This is a genomic window from Corynebacterium sp. 1103A (genome assembly GCF_055700955.1).
The window spans coordinates 1-16500 of the sequence record NZ_JASTTF010000012.1 but is presented as its reverse complement, the minus strand read 5'-3'; the positions used below and the strand labels follow the sequence as shown (position 1 = coordinate 16500).

14 protein-coding genes are annotated in these 16500 nt (G+C 65.1%); 8 read left to right on the top strand and 6 right to left on the bottom strand.

All coding sequences use genetic code 11. From position 1 onward, the window contains the following. Window positions 1-56: 56 nt before the first annotated feature. Together QQS52_RS08880 and QQS52_RS08875 are read right to left on the bottom strand one after the other, a co-directional pair. Window positions 57-2048: an MMPL family transporter gene (locus QQS52_RS08880; RefSeq protein WP_472773524.1), complete on the bottom strand. Its 1992-nt coding sequence runs from the start codon at window positions 2046-2048 to the stop codon at window positions 57-59. A 69-nt stretch (window positions 2049-2117) separates the two neighbouring features. Then, complete coding sequence (locus QQS52_RS08875; RefSeq protein WP_472773523.1) at window positions 2118-3356, bottom strand: dicarboxylate/amino acid:cation symporter; 1239 nt, start codon at window positions 3354-3356, stop codon at window positions 2118-2120. Window positions 3357-3570: 214 nt separating this feature from the next. Here QQS52_RS08875 and QQS52_RS08870 point away from each other — a divergent pair, with 214 nt between their 5' ends. The 4 genes from QQS52_RS08870 to QQS52_RS08855 all read left to right on the top strand — a co-directional run bounded on the left by QQS52_RS08870 (window position 3571) and on the right by QQS52_RS08855 (window position 6007). Beyond that, the gene (locus tag QQS52_RS08870; RefSeq protein ID WP_472773522.1) at window positions 3571-4041 is read left to right on the top strand and encodes an SdpI family protein; all 471 of its coding nucleotides are present in this window, start codon (window positions 3571-3573) and stop codon (window positions 4039-4041) included. 216 nt (window positions 4042-4257) lie between these two features. Beyond that, window positions 4258-4602 carry a Rieske (2Fe-2S) protein gene (locus tag QQS52_RS08865; protein WP_472773575.1) on the top strand — a complete coding sequence of 115 codons (345 nt, stop codon included), beginning with the start codon at window positions 4258-4260 and terminating at the stop codon, window positions 4600-4602. 54 nt (window positions 4603-4656) lie between these two features. Continuing rightward, the gene (locus QQS52_RS08860) at window positions 4657-5634 is read left to right on the top strand and encodes a bile acid:sodium symporter family protein (protein ID WP_472773521.1); all 978 of its coding nucleotides are present in this window, start codon (window positions 4657-4659) and stop codon (window positions 5632-5634) included. Window positions 5635-5668: 34 nt separating this feature from the next. Next, entirely contained in the window at window positions 5669-6007 is a 339-nt protein-coding gene (locus tag QQS52_RS08855; RefSeq protein ID WP_472773520.1) for a hypothetical protein, read from the top strand. On the opposite strand, the gene QQS52_RS08850 is transcribed toward QQS52_RS08855, so the two are convergent. Genes QQS52_RS08850 through QQS52_RS08835 form a run of 4 tightly spaced genes read right to left on the bottom strand, consistent with a single transcriptional unit; the run spans window position 6004 to window position 9149 of the window. Further along, a complete protein-coding gene (locus QQS52_RS08850; protein ID WP_472773519.1) occupies window positions 6004-6336 on the bottom strand; it encodes a branched-chain amino acid transporter permease in 333 nt (110 codons plus the stop codon). The genes QQS52_RS08855 and QQS52_RS08850 overlap by 4 nt on opposite strands. Beyond that, the gene (locus QQS52_RS08845) at window positions 6336-7061 is read right to left on the bottom strand and encodes an AzlC family ABC transporter permease (RefSeq protein ID WP_472773518.1); all 726 of its coding nucleotides are present in this window, start codon (window positions 7059-7061) and stop codon (window positions 6336-6338) included. Before QQS52_RS08845 ends, QQS52_RS08850 begins: the two co-directional genes overlap by 1 nt. Before the next feature lie 55 nt (window positions 7062-7116). Then, window positions 7117-7713, bottom strand: a complete 597-nt coding sequence (locus tag QQS52_RS08840; protein WP_472773517.1) for a YqgE/AlgH family protein — start codon at window positions 7711-7713, stop codon at window positions 7117-7119. Then, window positions 7713-9149 carry a CCA tRNA nucleotidyltransferase gene (locus QQS52_RS08835; protein ID WP_472773516.1) on the bottom strand — a complete coding sequence of 479 codons (1437 nt, stop codon included), beginning with the start codon at window positions 9147-9149 and terminating at the stop codon, window positions 7713-7715. Before QQS52_RS08835 ends, QQS52_RS08840 begins: the two co-directional genes overlap by 1 nt. Before the next feature lie 28 nt (window positions 9150-9177). Here QQS52_RS08835 and QQS52_RS08830 point away from each other — a divergent pair, with 28 nt between their 5' ends. The 4 genes from QQS52_RS08830 to QQS52_RS08815 form a co-directional block, all read left to right on the top strand. Then, window positions 9178-9951 carry an NUDIX hydrolase gene (locus QQS52_RS08830; RefSeq protein ID WP_472773515.1) on the top strand — a complete coding sequence of 258 codons (774 nt, stop codon included), beginning with the start codon at window positions 9178-9180 and terminating at the stop codon, window positions 9949-9951. After that, window positions 9951-12179 (top strand): hypothetical protein, encoded by a 2229-nt coding sequence (locus tag QQS52_RS08825; RefSeq protein WP_472773514.1) that lies wholly within the window; start codon window positions 9951-9953, stop codon window positions 12177-12179. Before QQS52_RS08830 ends, QQS52_RS08825 begins: the two co-directional genes overlap by 1 nt. A 19-nt stretch (window positions 12180-12198) precedes the next feature. Further along, complete coding sequence (gene murJ, locus QQS52_RS08820) at window positions 12199-15585, top strand: murein biosynthesis integral membrane protein MurJ (protein ID WP_472773513.1); 3387 nt, start codon at window positions 12199-12201, stop codon at window positions 15583-15585. A 459-nt stretch (window positions 15586-16044) separates the two neighbouring features. Next, the coding region (locus QQS52_RS08815; RefSeq protein WP_472773512.1) for a transposase at window positions 16045-16500 on the top strand (456 nt) is incomplete at its 3' end.

Here is a 16500-nt window from a genome sequence, read left to right as displayed (position 1 = left end):
CTGACCGGAAGACAAAAACCGCCGGTCCTTCTCGGACCGGCGGTGTCGTCATTTTTTTAGTCGCTGCTGCCGCTGACTGGCCGAGCACAACCATCGGCGTCGTCAGTAGGGGAAGGGGCAGGAGACTGGCCACTCGCGTTCTTGGCCGGGCGGGCCGGCCACCAGAAGCGCTCGCCCAGCAACTGCACCACCGCGGGCACGACCAGGGTGCGCACGATCAGCGTGTCCAGCAGGACGCCAATGCACACGATAACGCCGATCTGAGCCAGCACCACCAGCGGCAGGACGCCTAGGGCGGCGAAGACCGCGGCCAGCAGAATGCCGGCCGAGGTGATGACGCCGCCGGTCGCGGCCAAGGCAGTGTAGATGCCTAAGGCGGTGCCCTCCCTAGCGGCGTCCTCGCGGGCGCGGGTCACTAGGAAGATGGTGTAGTCCACGCCTAGGGCGACGAGGAAGACGAAGGCGTAGAGCGGGGTGGTGGAGTCGAAGTTGTTGAAGCCCAGCAGGTAGTGGGATACCCACCAGCCCAGGCCCAGCGCCGCGATATTGGTTAGAAGGACCGAGGCGATCATGATGGCCGGGGCCACCAGGGCCCGCAGCATGACCACGAGGGCGACGAAGATCAGCACGAGAACGAGCGGGAAGATGAGCTGACGGTCGTCGGCAGCTGCGGTCTCCGCGTCGGCGAGCTCCGCGTCCGGGCCGCCTACAAGCGCGCCGTCGAGCTCGCCGCGCAACTCCTGGAAGTCCGCGCCGCTGACTTGCAGCAGGGTCCAACCCTCAACACTGCCTTGTTCGCGCCCGCTAGCGCCCATCTGCTGCAGCTGTTCCTGTGTCAGCTCCACATCCTGGGTGGCCACCACCGGTGGAGTGGCGGACTGATCCGGGAAATCGCGGCTGAGCTCTTCCGCGGCGGTGATGGACTCGGGGGTGTCGATGAATTGCTCGGACTGGGTCAGCCCGGTGTTGGTCTGGAAATACCCGGTACAGCAAATGCCGAGCACCAGCAGGGCCACGGCCACGACCTTGCGCGGGCGCTGGCGCACCCAGGAGCCCACCTTCGCCCACACGCCGTGGTTCGGGGTGTCGCCTTCCCGCGGGATGCGCGGCCAGAAGATCCACCGACCGAACAGGGCCAGGAAGCCGGGCAGGGCGAAAAGCGCGAAGAGCCAGGCGATCGAGATGCCGACGAGCGCGGCCGCACCCAGGCCCTGGGTAGTAGGCACCGACGACAGCAGAAGGCAGGCCACGCCCACGATGACGGTGGCCGCGGAGGCGGAAACGGTCTTAGCCGTCGGCGTCCACGCCTGCGCCATGGCGGTGAATCGGTCCGCGGTCCCGGTCAGCTCGTCGCGGTAGCGGGAGATAAGCAGCAGCGCGTAGTTCGTACCCGCGCCGAAGACGAGCACCGACAGGATGCCAGCCGTGGACTCGTTCCAGGACAGGCCGAAGGCGTCGAGGACATAGGTGAACGCGGTGGCCGCGGTGCGGTCGGCGACGCCGATGACGGCCAGCGGCAGGATCCACAGGATGGGGGAGCGGTACGTGACGATGAGCAGGAAGGCGACGATAGCCGCCGTCACGCCCAGCAGCAGGAAGTTCGCCCCCTCGAAGACGCCGGCCAGATCCGCCTGGATGGCGGCGGGGCCGGTGGCTTGGGCGGAAACTCCCGCGGGCATCTCCGCGTTGATATCCGCGCGGAGCTTCTCGACTTCCTCAGCGTTTTCCGAGGCGGTGCCCGCATTCACGGTGACGGGCAGCAGTGCCGCGGTACCGTCCTCGCTGGGGATGAGGGCCTCGCCCCACTGGGAGGTCACTTCCTTGAGGACGGGCAGGTCCAGCGGCTTCGCGGACTTGAGGTACACCAGCGCGGTGCTGCCGGACTCGCCGCCGGAGTTCTGGGCTGAGTACTTCTCCTGTAACTCGGCAACCGTGGTGGAATCCATGCCGGTCGGCGCGGTGGCCGTGGCGGATTCCGGCTGGTCCACGCCGCCTAGTGCGCTCACGCCTAGGCCGAGGACCAGCAGGACTAGCGAAACCCAACGCAATAAGTATATTCGATGACGGGTCATGTACCCAGGATACCAGTGTTGCCCAACTGGGCTCAGGGCCTCCGGCTACGTCCACTCGTCCTGGGAAACCACACGCGCGGCCTCGACGTTAGCGGGCTCGCCCTCCGCGTTGACCTTGCCGCGGGCGAACTTGTCCACGATCATCGCGATGGCGCCGTCGCCGGTGACGTTCGCCGCGGTGCCCACGGAGTCGACGGCGATGTAAGCCGCGATCATCAGGGCGACGAGGTTGTCGTCGAAGCCCATGTTCTGGCTCAGCAGGCCGACGGCGACCATGACCGCGCCGCCGGGCACGCCTGGGGCGGCAATCATGGTGATAGACAGCAGGACCATGAATCCCATAGCCGCGCCGAAGCTGACGTCCATGCCGGTCAGGTAGATGATGGCGAAGGCGTAGAGCATCAACTTGATCATCGAACCCGCGATGTGGATGGTCGCGCACAGGGGGACCACGAAGCTGGCGACCGGCTTGGAGATGTTGTTCTTCAGCGCGTTTTCCAGGGTCACCGGGATGGTGGCGGCCGAGGAGGAGGTACCCAGCGCGATGGCATAGGCCGGCAGCATGTTCTTCAGCGCTTTGAAGGGGTTCTTGCCGGTAATCGCGCCGGCGATGAGGTACTGGATGACCAGGTAGACCAGCGTCATAGCCACAGACAGCAAGAGGACCTTGCCGAAGGCGACGAGCACGTCGACGAGGTTGCCGTTCATGCCCAAATCCAGGAACATGCCGAAGATATAGAACGGTAGCAGCGGGATGACAAAGCCCCAGATGACCTTGACCACTACGTTCTCAAGCTCTTTGGTGACGTTGTAGAGGTTGTCAGATTTGACCTGGGTCATGGCCACGCCGATGCAGAAGGACAGCAAGAGGGCGGTCATGACCTCGATGGGCGCGGGCATCTCTACCTCGAAATAGGGTTCCAGCGCGCCCGCATCAATATCGGAGACGTTGGTGTCGATGGACTGGCCGGCCAGCATCCACGGGTAGACCAGCAGGGAGACACCATAGGCCAGAAGGCCCGCGATGATGGTCGAGCCCCAGGCGATGCCGGCGGTGACCCCGAGCCACTTGCCCGCACCGCGGCCAAGGGCGGCAATGGCGGGGGCGATAAGCGCGAAGATCAGGACGGGGATGAAGAAGTTAAGGAAATTGCCGAACAGCCCGTTGAAGGTGGCAAAGACCCGGCCCAGCCATTCCGGCGCAATAAAGCTTAAGCCGATGCCCAGCACGATGGCCACGGCGATCCGGAACAACAGGTTCTGGCTCAGTGTTTTCAATTTCATGATGTCACTAACTATTTTTATATCCTGCGCACCGCCGGTTCGTCGGTGCGCAGGATGAAACTTTCAAAGACAGCGGGCCAATCACAAAATATTTTCTATCGATCGACCTGAATTAGAGTGTACCCAACGGGTATGACCCGTCGGAAGGGGGGATAGCTAAGTGCACCCGCCGACAATTGCTGCCCGCCCGGCCTAGCGGGTTAGGATATGAGGCATGGTCGTTCTCGGTATTATCATCCTCATCCTCGCCGCGGTTTTGATCGTGGTCGGAGCCCTCGCCACCGCTCGCAAGTTGCCGGGTAACTCGGTTGCGGGCCTGCGCGTCGAAGAGGTCCGTAAGTCCCGCGAGGCCTGGGATGCCGCGCACGCCGTCGCCGGCCCCGTATGGTTCCTCGGGGGAGTAGCGCTCGCCTTCGGCGGGGTCGTCGCACTGACCGCGACCGGCTGGATGTGGCTCATCCCGGTGGCAACCGCCATCATCGCCGTCATTACCCTGTCGGTGGGCGCCAACCTGGGCGCGCGTTCGGCGTTCCTGTGGGATCAGGCCAACAACGCCGACGAGGGGTGTGGCGACAGCTGCAACTGCGGCACCGGCGGCTGCGGCAGCGACAGCCCGGCGGAAGCCACGCCCGCGCAGATCGATCTCGACGCCGTCCGCCAAGCAGCCAACCGCGCGGATCAGTAGCCGATCCCCGGCCTACGGCCCCACCGCGGGTAGGGCGTAACACCCACCACTATTGTCACTGTGACAAAACCATAGTGGTGGGCCTTTTTGTATTTTCTGCCGCCTGGGTGGTTCTCCGGGCATGCCCGCGGCGATGGAAGGATAGCCTGCCGTAAATAGTCTTCCCGCCAGCCGAGGGATAGAGTAGGGGTCATGACTATGAAGTGTTCACGTCGCATGTTCCTGCTCGGGACCGCCACCACCTTCGCTGGCGCTTACCTCGCCGCCTGCGGCAAGGAGGCCTCGGCGGAACTCGCCGCCACCGAGATTCCGGTCGGCTCCGCCGTCATCGTCGACAACGTGATTTTCGCCCAGCCGGAGGAGGGGCACTTCAAGGCCTACTCGCAGACCTGCCCTCACCAGGGCAACCCCATCACCGAGGTGGAGGGCTCGCATGTCATCTGCACCTCTCACTACACCGAGTACGACATCACCGACGGCTCGGTCGTCTCCGGGCCCGGCCGCGATCCGCTCGAAGAGATCTCCGTGGAGGACGACGGCACCACAGTGAAGACCGTCTAAAGTTTCACGTGAAACCCCGCCGACGAGGGGAAGGCGGGGCGTAAACTGCGGTACATGCTCAACGCACTGCGCCGACTAGATCCGCTCATCGTTCTGATCGTCACGGCGGTCCTTATCGCGATCGTCTTGCCCGCCCGGGGACAATTCGCCGAGGTCTTCGCGGCTCTCACCAACATCGCGATCGTGCTACTCTTCTTCCTCTACGGCGCGCGGCTGTCCACCCGGGAGGCGCTCGCGGGCCTGAAGCACTGGAAGCTCCACCTGACCATTCTGGCGGCCACCTTCGTAGTCTACCCACTCATCGGCATGGCCCTGCGGCCGTTGTCCTTCGTGGTGGGCGACGAGCTCTACCTGGGCATTCTCTACTTGATGCTGGTCCCGTCCACGGTGCAATCCTCTGTCGCCTTCACCTCCATTGCGCACGGAAACGTCGCGGGCGCCATCGTCTCTGCCTCGTTGTCTAACCTCGCCGGAGTCATCCTCACCCCGCTGCTGGTGATGCTGTGCATGGGCGCCGGCCACGGCATCCACATCGACTCCTCGGTCTTTCTGGAAATTTCCCTCTTGTTGCTCCTGCCCTTCGTCCTGGGGCAGCTGACCCGCCGCTGGGTGAAGAACTTCGCAGCCCACAAGGCCACCAAGGTCGTGGACCGCGGCTCCATCGCGATGGTGGTCTACTCCGCCTTTTCCTCCGGCGTGGTCGGAAAGATCTGGTCCGATATCGGGATAGGCCAGCTGTTCTTCCTCATCGCCTTCGCCGTAGCGCTGGTCAGCGCCGTGTTGTGGCTGACCCGCTGGGTGAGTGCCCGGCTTGGTTTCGCGCGCCCCGACGTCATCGCCATCGAATTCTGCGGTTCGAAGAAATCACTGGCCACCGGCCTGCCGATGGCCTCAGTCATCTTCGCCACCGGAGGCGGGCAGCTGGGGCTGCTCATCCTGCCGTTGATGATCTACCACCAGGTCCAGCTGATGGTCTGCTCGTGGTTGGCCGCCCGCTACGCCCGCCAAGAGCCTGCGGCCGAGGCACGTTAAACATCGGACGGGCTAGGCATTAGACTTGAGTGCCATGACTTCCGCAGAGACCACCGGCAGCGAAAAAGCGCTGCTCTACGTCAAGACCACGCTGAGCATCCCCGGCGCCGGAACCGCCATCCACGTGGCCGAGATGCAGCAACTCGACGCCCGCAGCTGCCGCATCCACCGTCTGATCGCGCAGACCCCGGACGGGCAGATCGCCGGCGCGGTCAGGGGCGATAAACGCGTGGGCAGCATCGATAAGCCGAACAGCACCGTGCCGCACCCGGACAGGTACGCGTCCTACCCAGATATCGACGCCGAATACCTTAACTCGGCGGACTTCGAGTCCCTCTGGGTCGAGGCCCAGCTGTGCCATCCGGGGCTCTAGAAGACGAAATTCACCAGCACCATGTAAACGGCGGTGCCGCCCAGGATGGACAGGCCGGACTCGCGCCGCCACAGGTGCAGGCCTGCGGTCACGGCCGCGCTCAGCAGGGCGGCCAGGATGCCGCCCGGGGCCGCAGACTGCCCGACGATGGTGTAGACCACCAGCACCACCATCACGCCGACCGGCATGGTCCGGCCCAGCACGCCGACCAGGTCGCTGCCGCGCAGCGCCCGAACGAAGCTAAACGGGATCTGCCGCAGGAGGATCGTCACAACGCAGACCGGGACGAGCACGGCCAGGATCATGGATAAGCTCACGCCGGCCGGCATTAGCGTTCACCTCCCGGCCCGTCGGCGCCGCGGCGACGCCACTCGATGACCCCATCAAAGCGCGGAGAATACACCCGGGCCAGCAAGAACAGGAAATAGGCCATCAAAGCCACCATGAGCACCTGGTTGGGCGTGATGACCACGGCCAGGACTCCCAGCAGGGCGGCAACCACCGGCAGGGAAAAGTCCGGGTTGTTGCGGAAGGAATCCAGCGCCAGCACCACGAACAAGGCCACCAGCGCGAATTCCATCCCCTGCACGTTGTCCGGTATGGCCTGGCCCGCCAGCGCGCCCACCACGCCGCCGCCCACCCAGAGGAACTGGGCGAAAAGATGGATGGTAAGTATCCTCCGCCCGGTCAGGGCGGAGTCGTGGGGCAGTGCCGAGACGATCGCGTAGGTCTCATCCGTCAGCGCGTAGGTGGAATAGACCTTCCCGCCCACCGAGGAGATGCGGTGCCGGGGGAAGCTCAACCCGTAGAAGATGTGGCGGAAGTTAACCATGAAGCCGGTCAGCGCCGCGGAGACCGGGCCCACCCCGGAGGTAACCATGCTGATGGCCAAAAACTCCATGGAGCCGGCATAGATGACAATTGAAAAGATAGGCGCCCACCACCAGTCGAAACCGGTTTGGATGATCAGGACACCGAAGGCCAGGCCCAGAGGAACCAGGCCCAAAGCTACGGTCCAGGTGTCCTTCAACCCCTGGCGAACATCAGCGTGCATGCGCCTATCGTAGCGGCGGCAGGCCCATCGCCGCCCCAGAAAACAGAGAAATATTCTAGTTGTCGTCCAAGTCGGCGGGGAAGGTGAAATACAGCGGCAGCGGCATGGGCTGGCGCTTCATCACGTCCGCCCACAGATCGGCCGGGCCGGGCGTTAACACGTCTTGGGCCAGCGCCGGGGCGACGAACCAGTCGCCGCGGTCGATCTCCTGCTGTAACTGGCCCGGGGCCCACTCGGCGTAGCCGGCAAACAGCCGCATCCCGTCGAGGGTCTGCGCCAGAAACTCCGGGTCGGCGCGCATGTCTACGTGCGCCAGCCGCGGGGCCAGGCGGCTTAGCTGCGGGTGTTCCTCGAAGCGCACGCCCTGCTTGGTCATGCCCAGGCCCACCACGGACTGCTGGTTGAGCGGGCCGCCGATGTAGAGGGCCTGCGGCTTGGCGACCACCGGCAGGTATTCCGGCAGCACGTTGAAGACCGCCAGCTCGCTGCGGGTCGTCAGGTTCACGCCGAAGGTCAGGTAGTCGTCGTGCTGGATGAGCAGGATGACCGAGCGGGCAAACTCGGCAGAGAACATGCCCGGGGCTGCTACCAGCAGTTGGCCGGGCTCCGGGTCGTTGCGTTCGAGGGCATTAAATAGTCGGTCCGCGTACATTAACTACCAGACTCCCACCAAGCACGTAGCTTTGCAATCGCTTCCTCGCGGGGCAGCGGGCCCTGCTCCAGGCGCAGTTCCTTCAAAAACGACCAGGCGCGGCCCACCTCCGGCCCCGGCTTCAGCCCCAGGATCGACATGATCTCATTGCCGTCCAGATCCGGGCGCACGCGGGCCAGGTCTTCCTTTTCCTGGATCTCCTGGATGCGTTCCTCCAGGTGATCGTAGGTGCGCTGCAGGCGGCGCGCCTTGCGCTCGTTGCGCGTGGTGCAGTCCGCGCGCACCAGCTTGTGCAGGCGCGGCAGCAGCGCGCCGGCGTCGGTGACGTAGCGGCGCACGGCGGAATCCGTCCACTGCCCCTCGCCGAAGCCGTGGAAGCGCATGTGCAGGTAGACCAGCTGCGCGATGTCCTGGGTCATGCCCTTCGGGAATTTCAGGGCGCGCAGGCGCTTGCGCACGAGTTTCGCGCCGACCACCTCGTGGTGGTGGAAGGTCACCTTGCCGCCGGTGGTGTCCCGGGTATCCGGCTTGCCGCAGTCGTGCAGCAGCGCCGCCCAGCGCAGGACCAGGTCGGGTCCGTCTTCTTCCTGATCCATCGCCTGCCGCATGACCTGTAGGGAATGGGCGTAGACGTCCTTGTGCTGGGCATGCTCGTCCGGGGCCATACGCATGGCGGGGATCTCCGGGATAACAATCTCGGCGATCCCGGTATCAACCAGCAGGTCGATACTCACCCACGGCGCAGTACCACCGACCAGCTTGTCCAGCTCAACGCGGATGCGCTCGACGGTGATGCGCCGGATCTCGCCGGCCATGTCCTGCATAGCGCCGAAGACCCGGTCGGCGACGTGGAACTCCAGCTGGGAGGCGAAGCGGGCGGCGCGCAGCATGCGCAGCGGATCGTCGTGGAAGGAAATCTCCGGCGCGTCCGGGGTGTCGATGATCCCGGCAACGAGATCCTCCAAACCGCCCAGCGGATCGTGGAATTCGCGGCCGCCGTCGGCCTTGAGCTCAACCGCCATGGCGTTGATCTTGAAATCGCGGCGGACCAGGTCCCCGGCCAGGGTGTCGCCGTAGACGACCTCCGGGTTGCGGGAGTCGCCGTCGTAGGAATCCGCGCGGAAGGTGGTGATCTCGATCTGCTGTCCGCGGTAGACCGCGGAGACGGTGCCGAAGGCGATGCCGGTGTCCCAGACCTTCTCGGCGTAGTCTTCCAAGATCTCCTGGACGACGTCGGGGCGGGCCGGGGTGGTGAAGTCAAGGTCATTGCCCAGGCGCCCCAGAAGGGCGTCCCGGACGGAACCACCTACCAGGTAGAGCGGGAAGCCGCGCGCTGCGAAGCGCTCTACCAGCCCGCTCAACAGGTCACTGAGTTGGGCAATCGCGGATTCTGCCCGCGCCATAACGCCGATTAGCTGAGTGTCCTGAAAATTCACGCACGTTAGTCTACTACGATTAACTAGGATGACTAACCACAACGAGGCCAGCCCGAAGGCCAGCAACACCAACGCCGCGCCCGGCGGCGAGCCTGCGGCTGCCACGGCAGGCGGGAACGGTTCCGGCTCCTCGCGTCGCGGGGGCCGCGGTCGCTCGCGCCGGCGCGGCGGGGCCAAGTCGCGGCGCGGCGGGCGCGCGAACAACGCCCGCAAGGGCGGCAAGAATACCCGCACCCATTCCAAGTCCCGCGGCGGGCGCGGCGGCAACAACTCCTGGCGCCAGGCGACGGCCAGCCACATGACCACCCGGGACGAGACCTCGGCGGGCGGCCTGGTGGTCTCCGGCCTCGCCGAAGCCGTCCACAACGGCGGCGAGGTGGATCTCACCCGCATCTACGTGGCGCTAATCGGCCGGCTCGACCGCCGGGGCCGCCTGCTGTGGTCCATGCCGAAGGGCCACGTAGAGCCCGGGGAGCCGCGGCGCACCACCGCTGAGCGCGAAGTCTGGGAGGAAACCGGCGTGCGCGGCGAGGTTTTCGCCGATCTGGGCACTATTGATTACTGGTTCGTCTCCGACGGGGTGCGTATCCACAAGACGGTGCACCACCACCTGCTGCGCTTCGTCGACGGCATCCTCAACGACGAGGACCCGGAGGTCACCGAGGTGGCCTGGATTCCCGTCTCCGAGCTCATCGAGCATTTGGCCTACGCGGACGAGCGCAAGCTGGCCCGCATTGCCCACGACGTCCTGCCGGACATGGCCCGTCAGGAGGCAGCTGCCGGGAAGGCCACGCCGCGGTGATGGGACGCCGACTCCGCCGCTTGACCGCCGGTACGACCGCCTGCCTGGCCGTAGCGCTCGGAATCAGCACCGGCGGCCAGGCGGCCGCCCCCGACGCGACCGCGCAGGACACTGAATTCGCCGCCTGGGGCCAGGCGCGCCAGCCGGACCAGCTGGACCTCGAGCTCATCGAGGCCAACCCGGTCCAGGTGGGTGACGCGCTGACCGTGCGCTTCCGGATCCACAACCCGACTGATCAGGCCGTGGAGGATCTGCAGGTCACCACCCGGCGCGGAGATGCGGTGGCCACCACCGCCGAGGCCCGCACGCAGCTGGCCCAAGGCTCCTTCCCGTATTTCGGCCCCAGCGCCAACCCCGGGCCCCTGGGACCCGGGGAGACCCGGGAGGTCAGCCTGACGATCCCGACTGGGCTGGAGGGCGAAGGCTCTTTGGCCATGACCGAAGCCGGTATCTACCCGTTGCTCTACACGCTGACCGGCACCCGCGATGGGGAACCGGTCAGCCTGTCGGAGGACCGCACCCTGCTCGACCTCGCCCCTAAACCTGACGAAAAGGAACAAGGCGAAGCCGCGAGCCCCGCGGCCGAAGACGCAGAAAACATGGAAGAGACAGAGAACTCCGAGCCCCACGACCTGTCCGTTATTTATCCGATTACTGACACGGTGGACATCGTGCCGGGGGATACCGGCGGGCAGTCGCTGATTTTGGAGTCCGATCACTTGGCCCAGTCCCTCTCGCCCGGGGGACGGCTGGATCGCCTGGTAGATAGCTACCTGTCCCACGACCTGCAGGGCGCGGCCTGCGCGGCGTTGGACCCGGCGCTACTCAGCGTGGTCGAGCGCATGGAAGACGGCTACACCGTCCATGATTCCCGGCCCTCAGTGGCGCACCAGACCAAGCGCCTGCGCGATTCGTGGTTTAACGATGACGCGGACTACCGCGGCAAGACCGGGCAGGGCAGTAGGGCCGCCGGCGAGTGGCTGGCTAAGATCAAGCAACTCGACTGCGTTATGGCCATGCCCTGGGCGGACGCGGATCCTTCCGCCGTGCGCAATGTAGACAACGCCTGGCTCGACCACGAGGCCTTCGCGCACGGCGCCGAGATTATCGAGCGCCTGGCCGGCCGCCCGCTGGCCAGCAACGCCCTGGTGGGCAGCAAGGGCTACGTCACGGAAGACCTCGGCCGGCCCGCCGTCGTGGCCGACAACAGCATCTGGGAAGGCCAGGCGCTTTCCTTTGACGCATCTCTGGGGAGCCTGCTGGCCCAGACCGGGACGCAGCCGCAGACCACGGCCTATTCCAACCCGGAGCTGCGCTACGACTACCGGGTGGACTCCGTCCTCGCGCGGGACTTGAGCGCTGCCGCGGCCCTCCGGCTAGGGGCCCAGGAGGACGACACCCTGGCCGTGCTGCCCGCCACCCTGGAGCCGGCCACCGCCGACCAGGTGCTCGCCGCGGGCGAGGCCGTACTGGGGGATCACACCGCGCGCGCCAAACCAATTTCCGCGCTGCCGCTGGAAACCAGCGAGGCGGCGGAGCAAGGTTTGTCGGCCGGCAGCCCCTACGTGGACCCGGCTGCTTTCGATGCCACCCAGACCGGGCGCGTCAAGCAGCAGGCGAAGTACGCCGACGAGCTGACCAAGATCATGGTCAACGATCCGCATATCGCGCTGACCCGCTACGGCTTTACCCAGCCGTTGCGCCACGATCTACTCACGGCGCTTTCGGCCACCCGGCGGACCACCCTGCCGACCGCTAAGGAATCGGAAGAGGCTTCCACCCGGCGCCTGGACGCCAACTCGAACACGCTGCAGGAGCTGCGCTCCTCGGTGACGCTGTTGCCGCCCGGCAACGTCTACACGCGAGTCTCGGAGTCCTCGCCGCTGCTCATCGTGGCGGAAAACGGCCTACCGCTGCCGGTGGAAGCCACGCTGGAGTACCAGGGCCCGGATAACGCCCGGTTAAACACGCCGGAGCGGGTTCGGATCCCCGCCACCGGCTCTATTACGGTGAACATGACCGCCGATCTGCCCGAGCAGACCGACCGCATCCGTATGGAGCTGTGGCTGGCCACCCCGGAATCCGACATGATCTCGCAGCCGATAAGTATCGCCGTGCAGACCCGAGCCGGTATCCTCAGTGTCTATGGCATCGGCATCGCCGCTGCACTCGCAGTAGGTTTGGCCCTTCTTTTTAAGGTCGGGCGCAAGAAGAAATCAGAGACGTAAAAAGAGCTTAAGTTTTTCTATGACCAACCAGCAGGGCCGCGAGGCTGAATCAGAACCCAGGCACGAAGAACCGAAACCCGCCGGCCTCCGTGGGCGGATCGTTTCGGCGTCGCCGCCGGCTCCCGTGCCCACCCGCCGCGAGTCGGTGAACGTGCCGGCCGCGGAGCCGGTGAAGGACAAGTCGGACCTGCGCGGCAAGAATGCCGATCAGTCCACCAGCGATCGCGACGTCGTGCGCGCGACCGGCACGATGGCCATCGCCACGCTGCTGTCGCGTATCACCGGCTTCCTCCGCCAGATGCTCATCGGCGCCACCCTGGGCGCGGCCGTCGGCACGGCGTTCAGCTCCGCCAACCAGATCCCCAACCTCGTCACCGAGATCGTGCTAGGCGCGGTGCTGACCTCGCTGGTGGTGCCGGTGCTGGTGCGCGCGGAGAAGGAGGACTCCGACCGCGGCGAGGTCTTCATCCGCCGGCTGTTCACGCTGGCCTTTAGCCTTCTCGGCGTGGTCACGCTGCTCTCGGTGCTGTTTGCTCCGCTGCTGACGGAGTTGATGCTGCCCGAAGATTCCAAGGCGAACTCGATCCAGGCGATCTCCTTTGCCTACTTCCTGCTGCCGCAGATTTTCTTCTACGGGCTCTTCGCGCTGTCCCAGGCGGTGCTCAACACGAAGAACATCTTCGGCCCGGGCGCGTGGGCGCCGGTGATCAACAACATCATCTCTATCTCGGTGCTGTTGATGTACCGCTTCCTGCCGGGCAGCCTGCACCCGGACGCGCCCAGCCCGGTGACCGACCCGCACGTCATCCTGCTGGGCTTGGGCACCACCACGGGCGTGGTGGTCCAGGCGCTGATCCTGCTGCCGTACCTGAAAAAGGCCGGCATCAACATGCGTCCAATGTGGGGCCTGGACGACCGCATCAAGCAGTTCGGCAGCATGGCGGTGGCCATCATCGCTTACGTGGCCATTTCCCAGGCCGGCTACGTAGTCACCTCCCGGGTGGCCGCGCACGCCGACGCCGGTTCGCCGCTGGTCTATCAGAACGCCTGGCTGCTGCTGCAGGTGCCCTACGGCATCATCGGCGTCACGCTGCTGACCGCCATCATGCCGCGGCTGTCGCGCAACGCGGCCGACGGCGACGTCGACGGCGTGGTCCGGGACCTGACCCTGAGCTCCAAGCTGACCTTCATCGCGCTGATCCCGATCGTCATCTTCATGACGGTCTTCGGCACGCCAATCGCACGCGCTCTTTTCCAATACGGTTCCTACGGCGCCGACAGCGCCGAGCAGCTCGGCCTGACCATCAGCTTCTCCGCCTTCACGCTGATCCCTTATGCGCTGGTGCTGCTGCACCTGCGCGTCTTCTACGCCCGCGAGGAAGCCTGGACCCCGACGTTTATCATCGCCGGCATCACCTTCACCAAGGTGGTGCTGACCCTGCTGGCGCCACTGGTGGCCAGCACCCCGGAGCACGTGGTCATCCTGCTGGGTACCGCCAACGGCTTCGGCTTCATCTCTGGCGCGGTCATCGGCGCGTTCCTGCTCAAGCGCAAGCTGGGATCCCTGGGAGGCAAGGAGCTCAGCCGCACGATCGTGTGGGCCACGATTTCCGGCGTAGTGGGCGTGGCCATCACGATGGCCGCGAACTGGCTGGTGGGCCTGGTGCTGCCGGATCCCATGCCGTCCATCTTCTACCTGCTGCGCGTAATCGTCTTCGGGTTCCTCTTCGTCGTCATCACCGGCCTGGTGCTGTCCCGCTCCGGCCTGCCCGAAGTCCAGAACCTGGGCCGGGCCCTGCACCGCATCCCGGGCATGGCCCGCCTTATCAAGGTCGACAACTCCCAGGCCATCGAGGTCGAGGAGCCGGAGCTGCAGGAAATCCAGTCCGTGTTCACGCAGGACTCCTTCAACTCCTCGCCGGTCCCGCCACCCATGTCGGCCGGCATTGTCCGCGGCCCCCGGCTGGTCCCGGGCGCGCCCGTCTCCGACGGCCGCTTCCGCCTGCTCAAGGACCACGGATCCGTGGCCGGCGCCCGCTTCTGGCAGGCGCGCGAGCAGTCCACCGGCCGGACGGTGGCGCTGACCTTCGTGGACACCACCAACCAGGCGCCGTTCGCGCCGGCAAACCCGGGCCAGGCCGCGCGCCGCTCCGCCGCGGTGGCCCGCAACACCCGCAAGCTGGGCGAGCTTGGCCTGACCTCGGTGGCGCCAAACATCGAGGTGCTATCCTATCGCTCCGGCTGCCTGGTGGTGGCCGACTGGGTCGCCGGCACCGAGCTGAAGACGGTTGCCGCCTCCGACGGGCTGGACCCGCACGCGGTCGCCCACGCGATGGGCTACATGGTCGAGGACACCGCCACCGCCCACGAGGCCGGCGTGCTGATGGGCCTGGATCACCGCGACCGCATCCGGATCTCCACCGACGGCGTGGCCGTGCTGGCCTTCCCGGCGGTGCTGAGCGACGCCGCGGAGTCCACCGACCGTGAGAGCCTGAGCTCCGCACTCGACATGCTGGTCGAGTCGACCTCGCCCACGCCGAAGGTGCTGCGCGATATCGCCGCCGATGCCGAGCTCTCCGGCGAGGAGGTAGCGGAAGAGGTGGAGCAGGCCTACCGGGAACTGGACGCCGCGGGCGCGGACGACAAGGAAGACAAGGAGGAGGCGCTGGCCGCCGCGCAGGGCAAGACCCTGGCCGGAATTGCCCACCGCCTCTACGACTTCGCCCCGGACGATCCGGAAGGCGACGAGGCCCTGCCGGTCAGCCAGCTGCCGGACGATACCCCGGAGGAGACCCCGGAACCGACCGCCGGCTTCGGCGGGCGCGGCTACTCGGGCTCCGGCGTGCTGCTCATCGGCGTACTCGCCACCATTTTCGTGGTGCTCATGGCGGCCCTGACTACCTGGGTGATGTCGATCCTGGGCAACAACACCGAGAACGCGCCGATCAACACGGAGGCGGTCGAGCAAGCCGAGCCGACCCTGCTTTCCGGCCCGCCGCTGCTCCTCGATGCCCAGTCGGCCCACACCGTGCCGACGAACAAGGACGCCAAAGACCTCATCGACGGCGACAAGTCCACCCGCTGGTCCACCGAGAAGACGGAGACCGGCGTGGTCTTGGGCCTTGAGGATCCGGTGCAGCTGCGCGACGTCATTATCGATCAGTCGGGGAGCTCCCAGGCGAAGGTGGAAATCTACGCGGTGGAGTCGGAGACCTTCGACCCCACGAACCCGCAGCTCGACGAGCTGCCGCAGCTGGCCAGCGAACCGCTGCAGGGCTCGCGCACCTCGCTGGATCTGAAGGAGAACCCGGAGTTCTACGACGGCCTGCTGGTCTGGATCAGCGAACTGCCGAAGAATAAGAAGGCCACCCTGGCCGATATCCGCGTCGCCGGAGTGCCACAGTAAACCGGATATTGGTTAGTCTTCGCTTGGTTGATAGTCCACTCGAGTTCTTCAAGAAATCTATTTACACCCAGTCGTTCTCGATCGTATGTTAATAGCAATCCAGCCCATAGCTCTAGGGTGTCGTTTCCTAATCTGAAGATTCCACCACCAAGTAACCACTCCGTTCTTATCTTGCCAATAAGACAGAATCGATAGCACTAGCGCTTCCATGAGTTGTACACGCTCCTGGGAACCTTGCATTGAAAATACAGGAAACAACGGGGATTAATTAGGTGCTAAGTGATGGAGTGGGTTATTCTATTATGCGTTTAATTGGGGTCCGCTACGGTGGAATCTGACGTGGAATGCTCATGCATCAAACCCTCAGTATCGCTAGATTAGTCTTCGATTACAACCTCTCTGGAGAGTGTCTGATGGTTTGTGTGTGGGTACCTAACCCACATAAGGAGATGGACCAGAATGACTACTGTGGCGAGACGAGATCCGGCTGATAAGGCCGAGATTGATGCGATTGAAAAGAAGCTTCTTGCTAACCCTGAAATCGCGAAACTGATTGATGTCCTAGGCACGTCGACAACGGATGCCAATGACCTGGTTCGGGGCATGTTGCAGGCCTCGATTACTAGGGGACTCAACGCTGAGATGGATGCCCATTTGGGCTATGAGTCTGGCGACAGGAGCGGCAAAGCTGCTGCTGGGACAGGCAATCACCGCAACGGGTCGTATCCAAAGACCGTGGATTCTAACTACGGGCCAGTCACCGTTGATGTGCCGAGAGATCGGGCGGGCACATTCTTGCCGACCATGGTCCCTAAAGGCTCGAGGCGTTTGACTGACGTTGATGACATGATCGTCAGCTTGTACGCCGGTGGGATGACCATTAGGGACATCCAGCACCATATGGCAACTGCCATG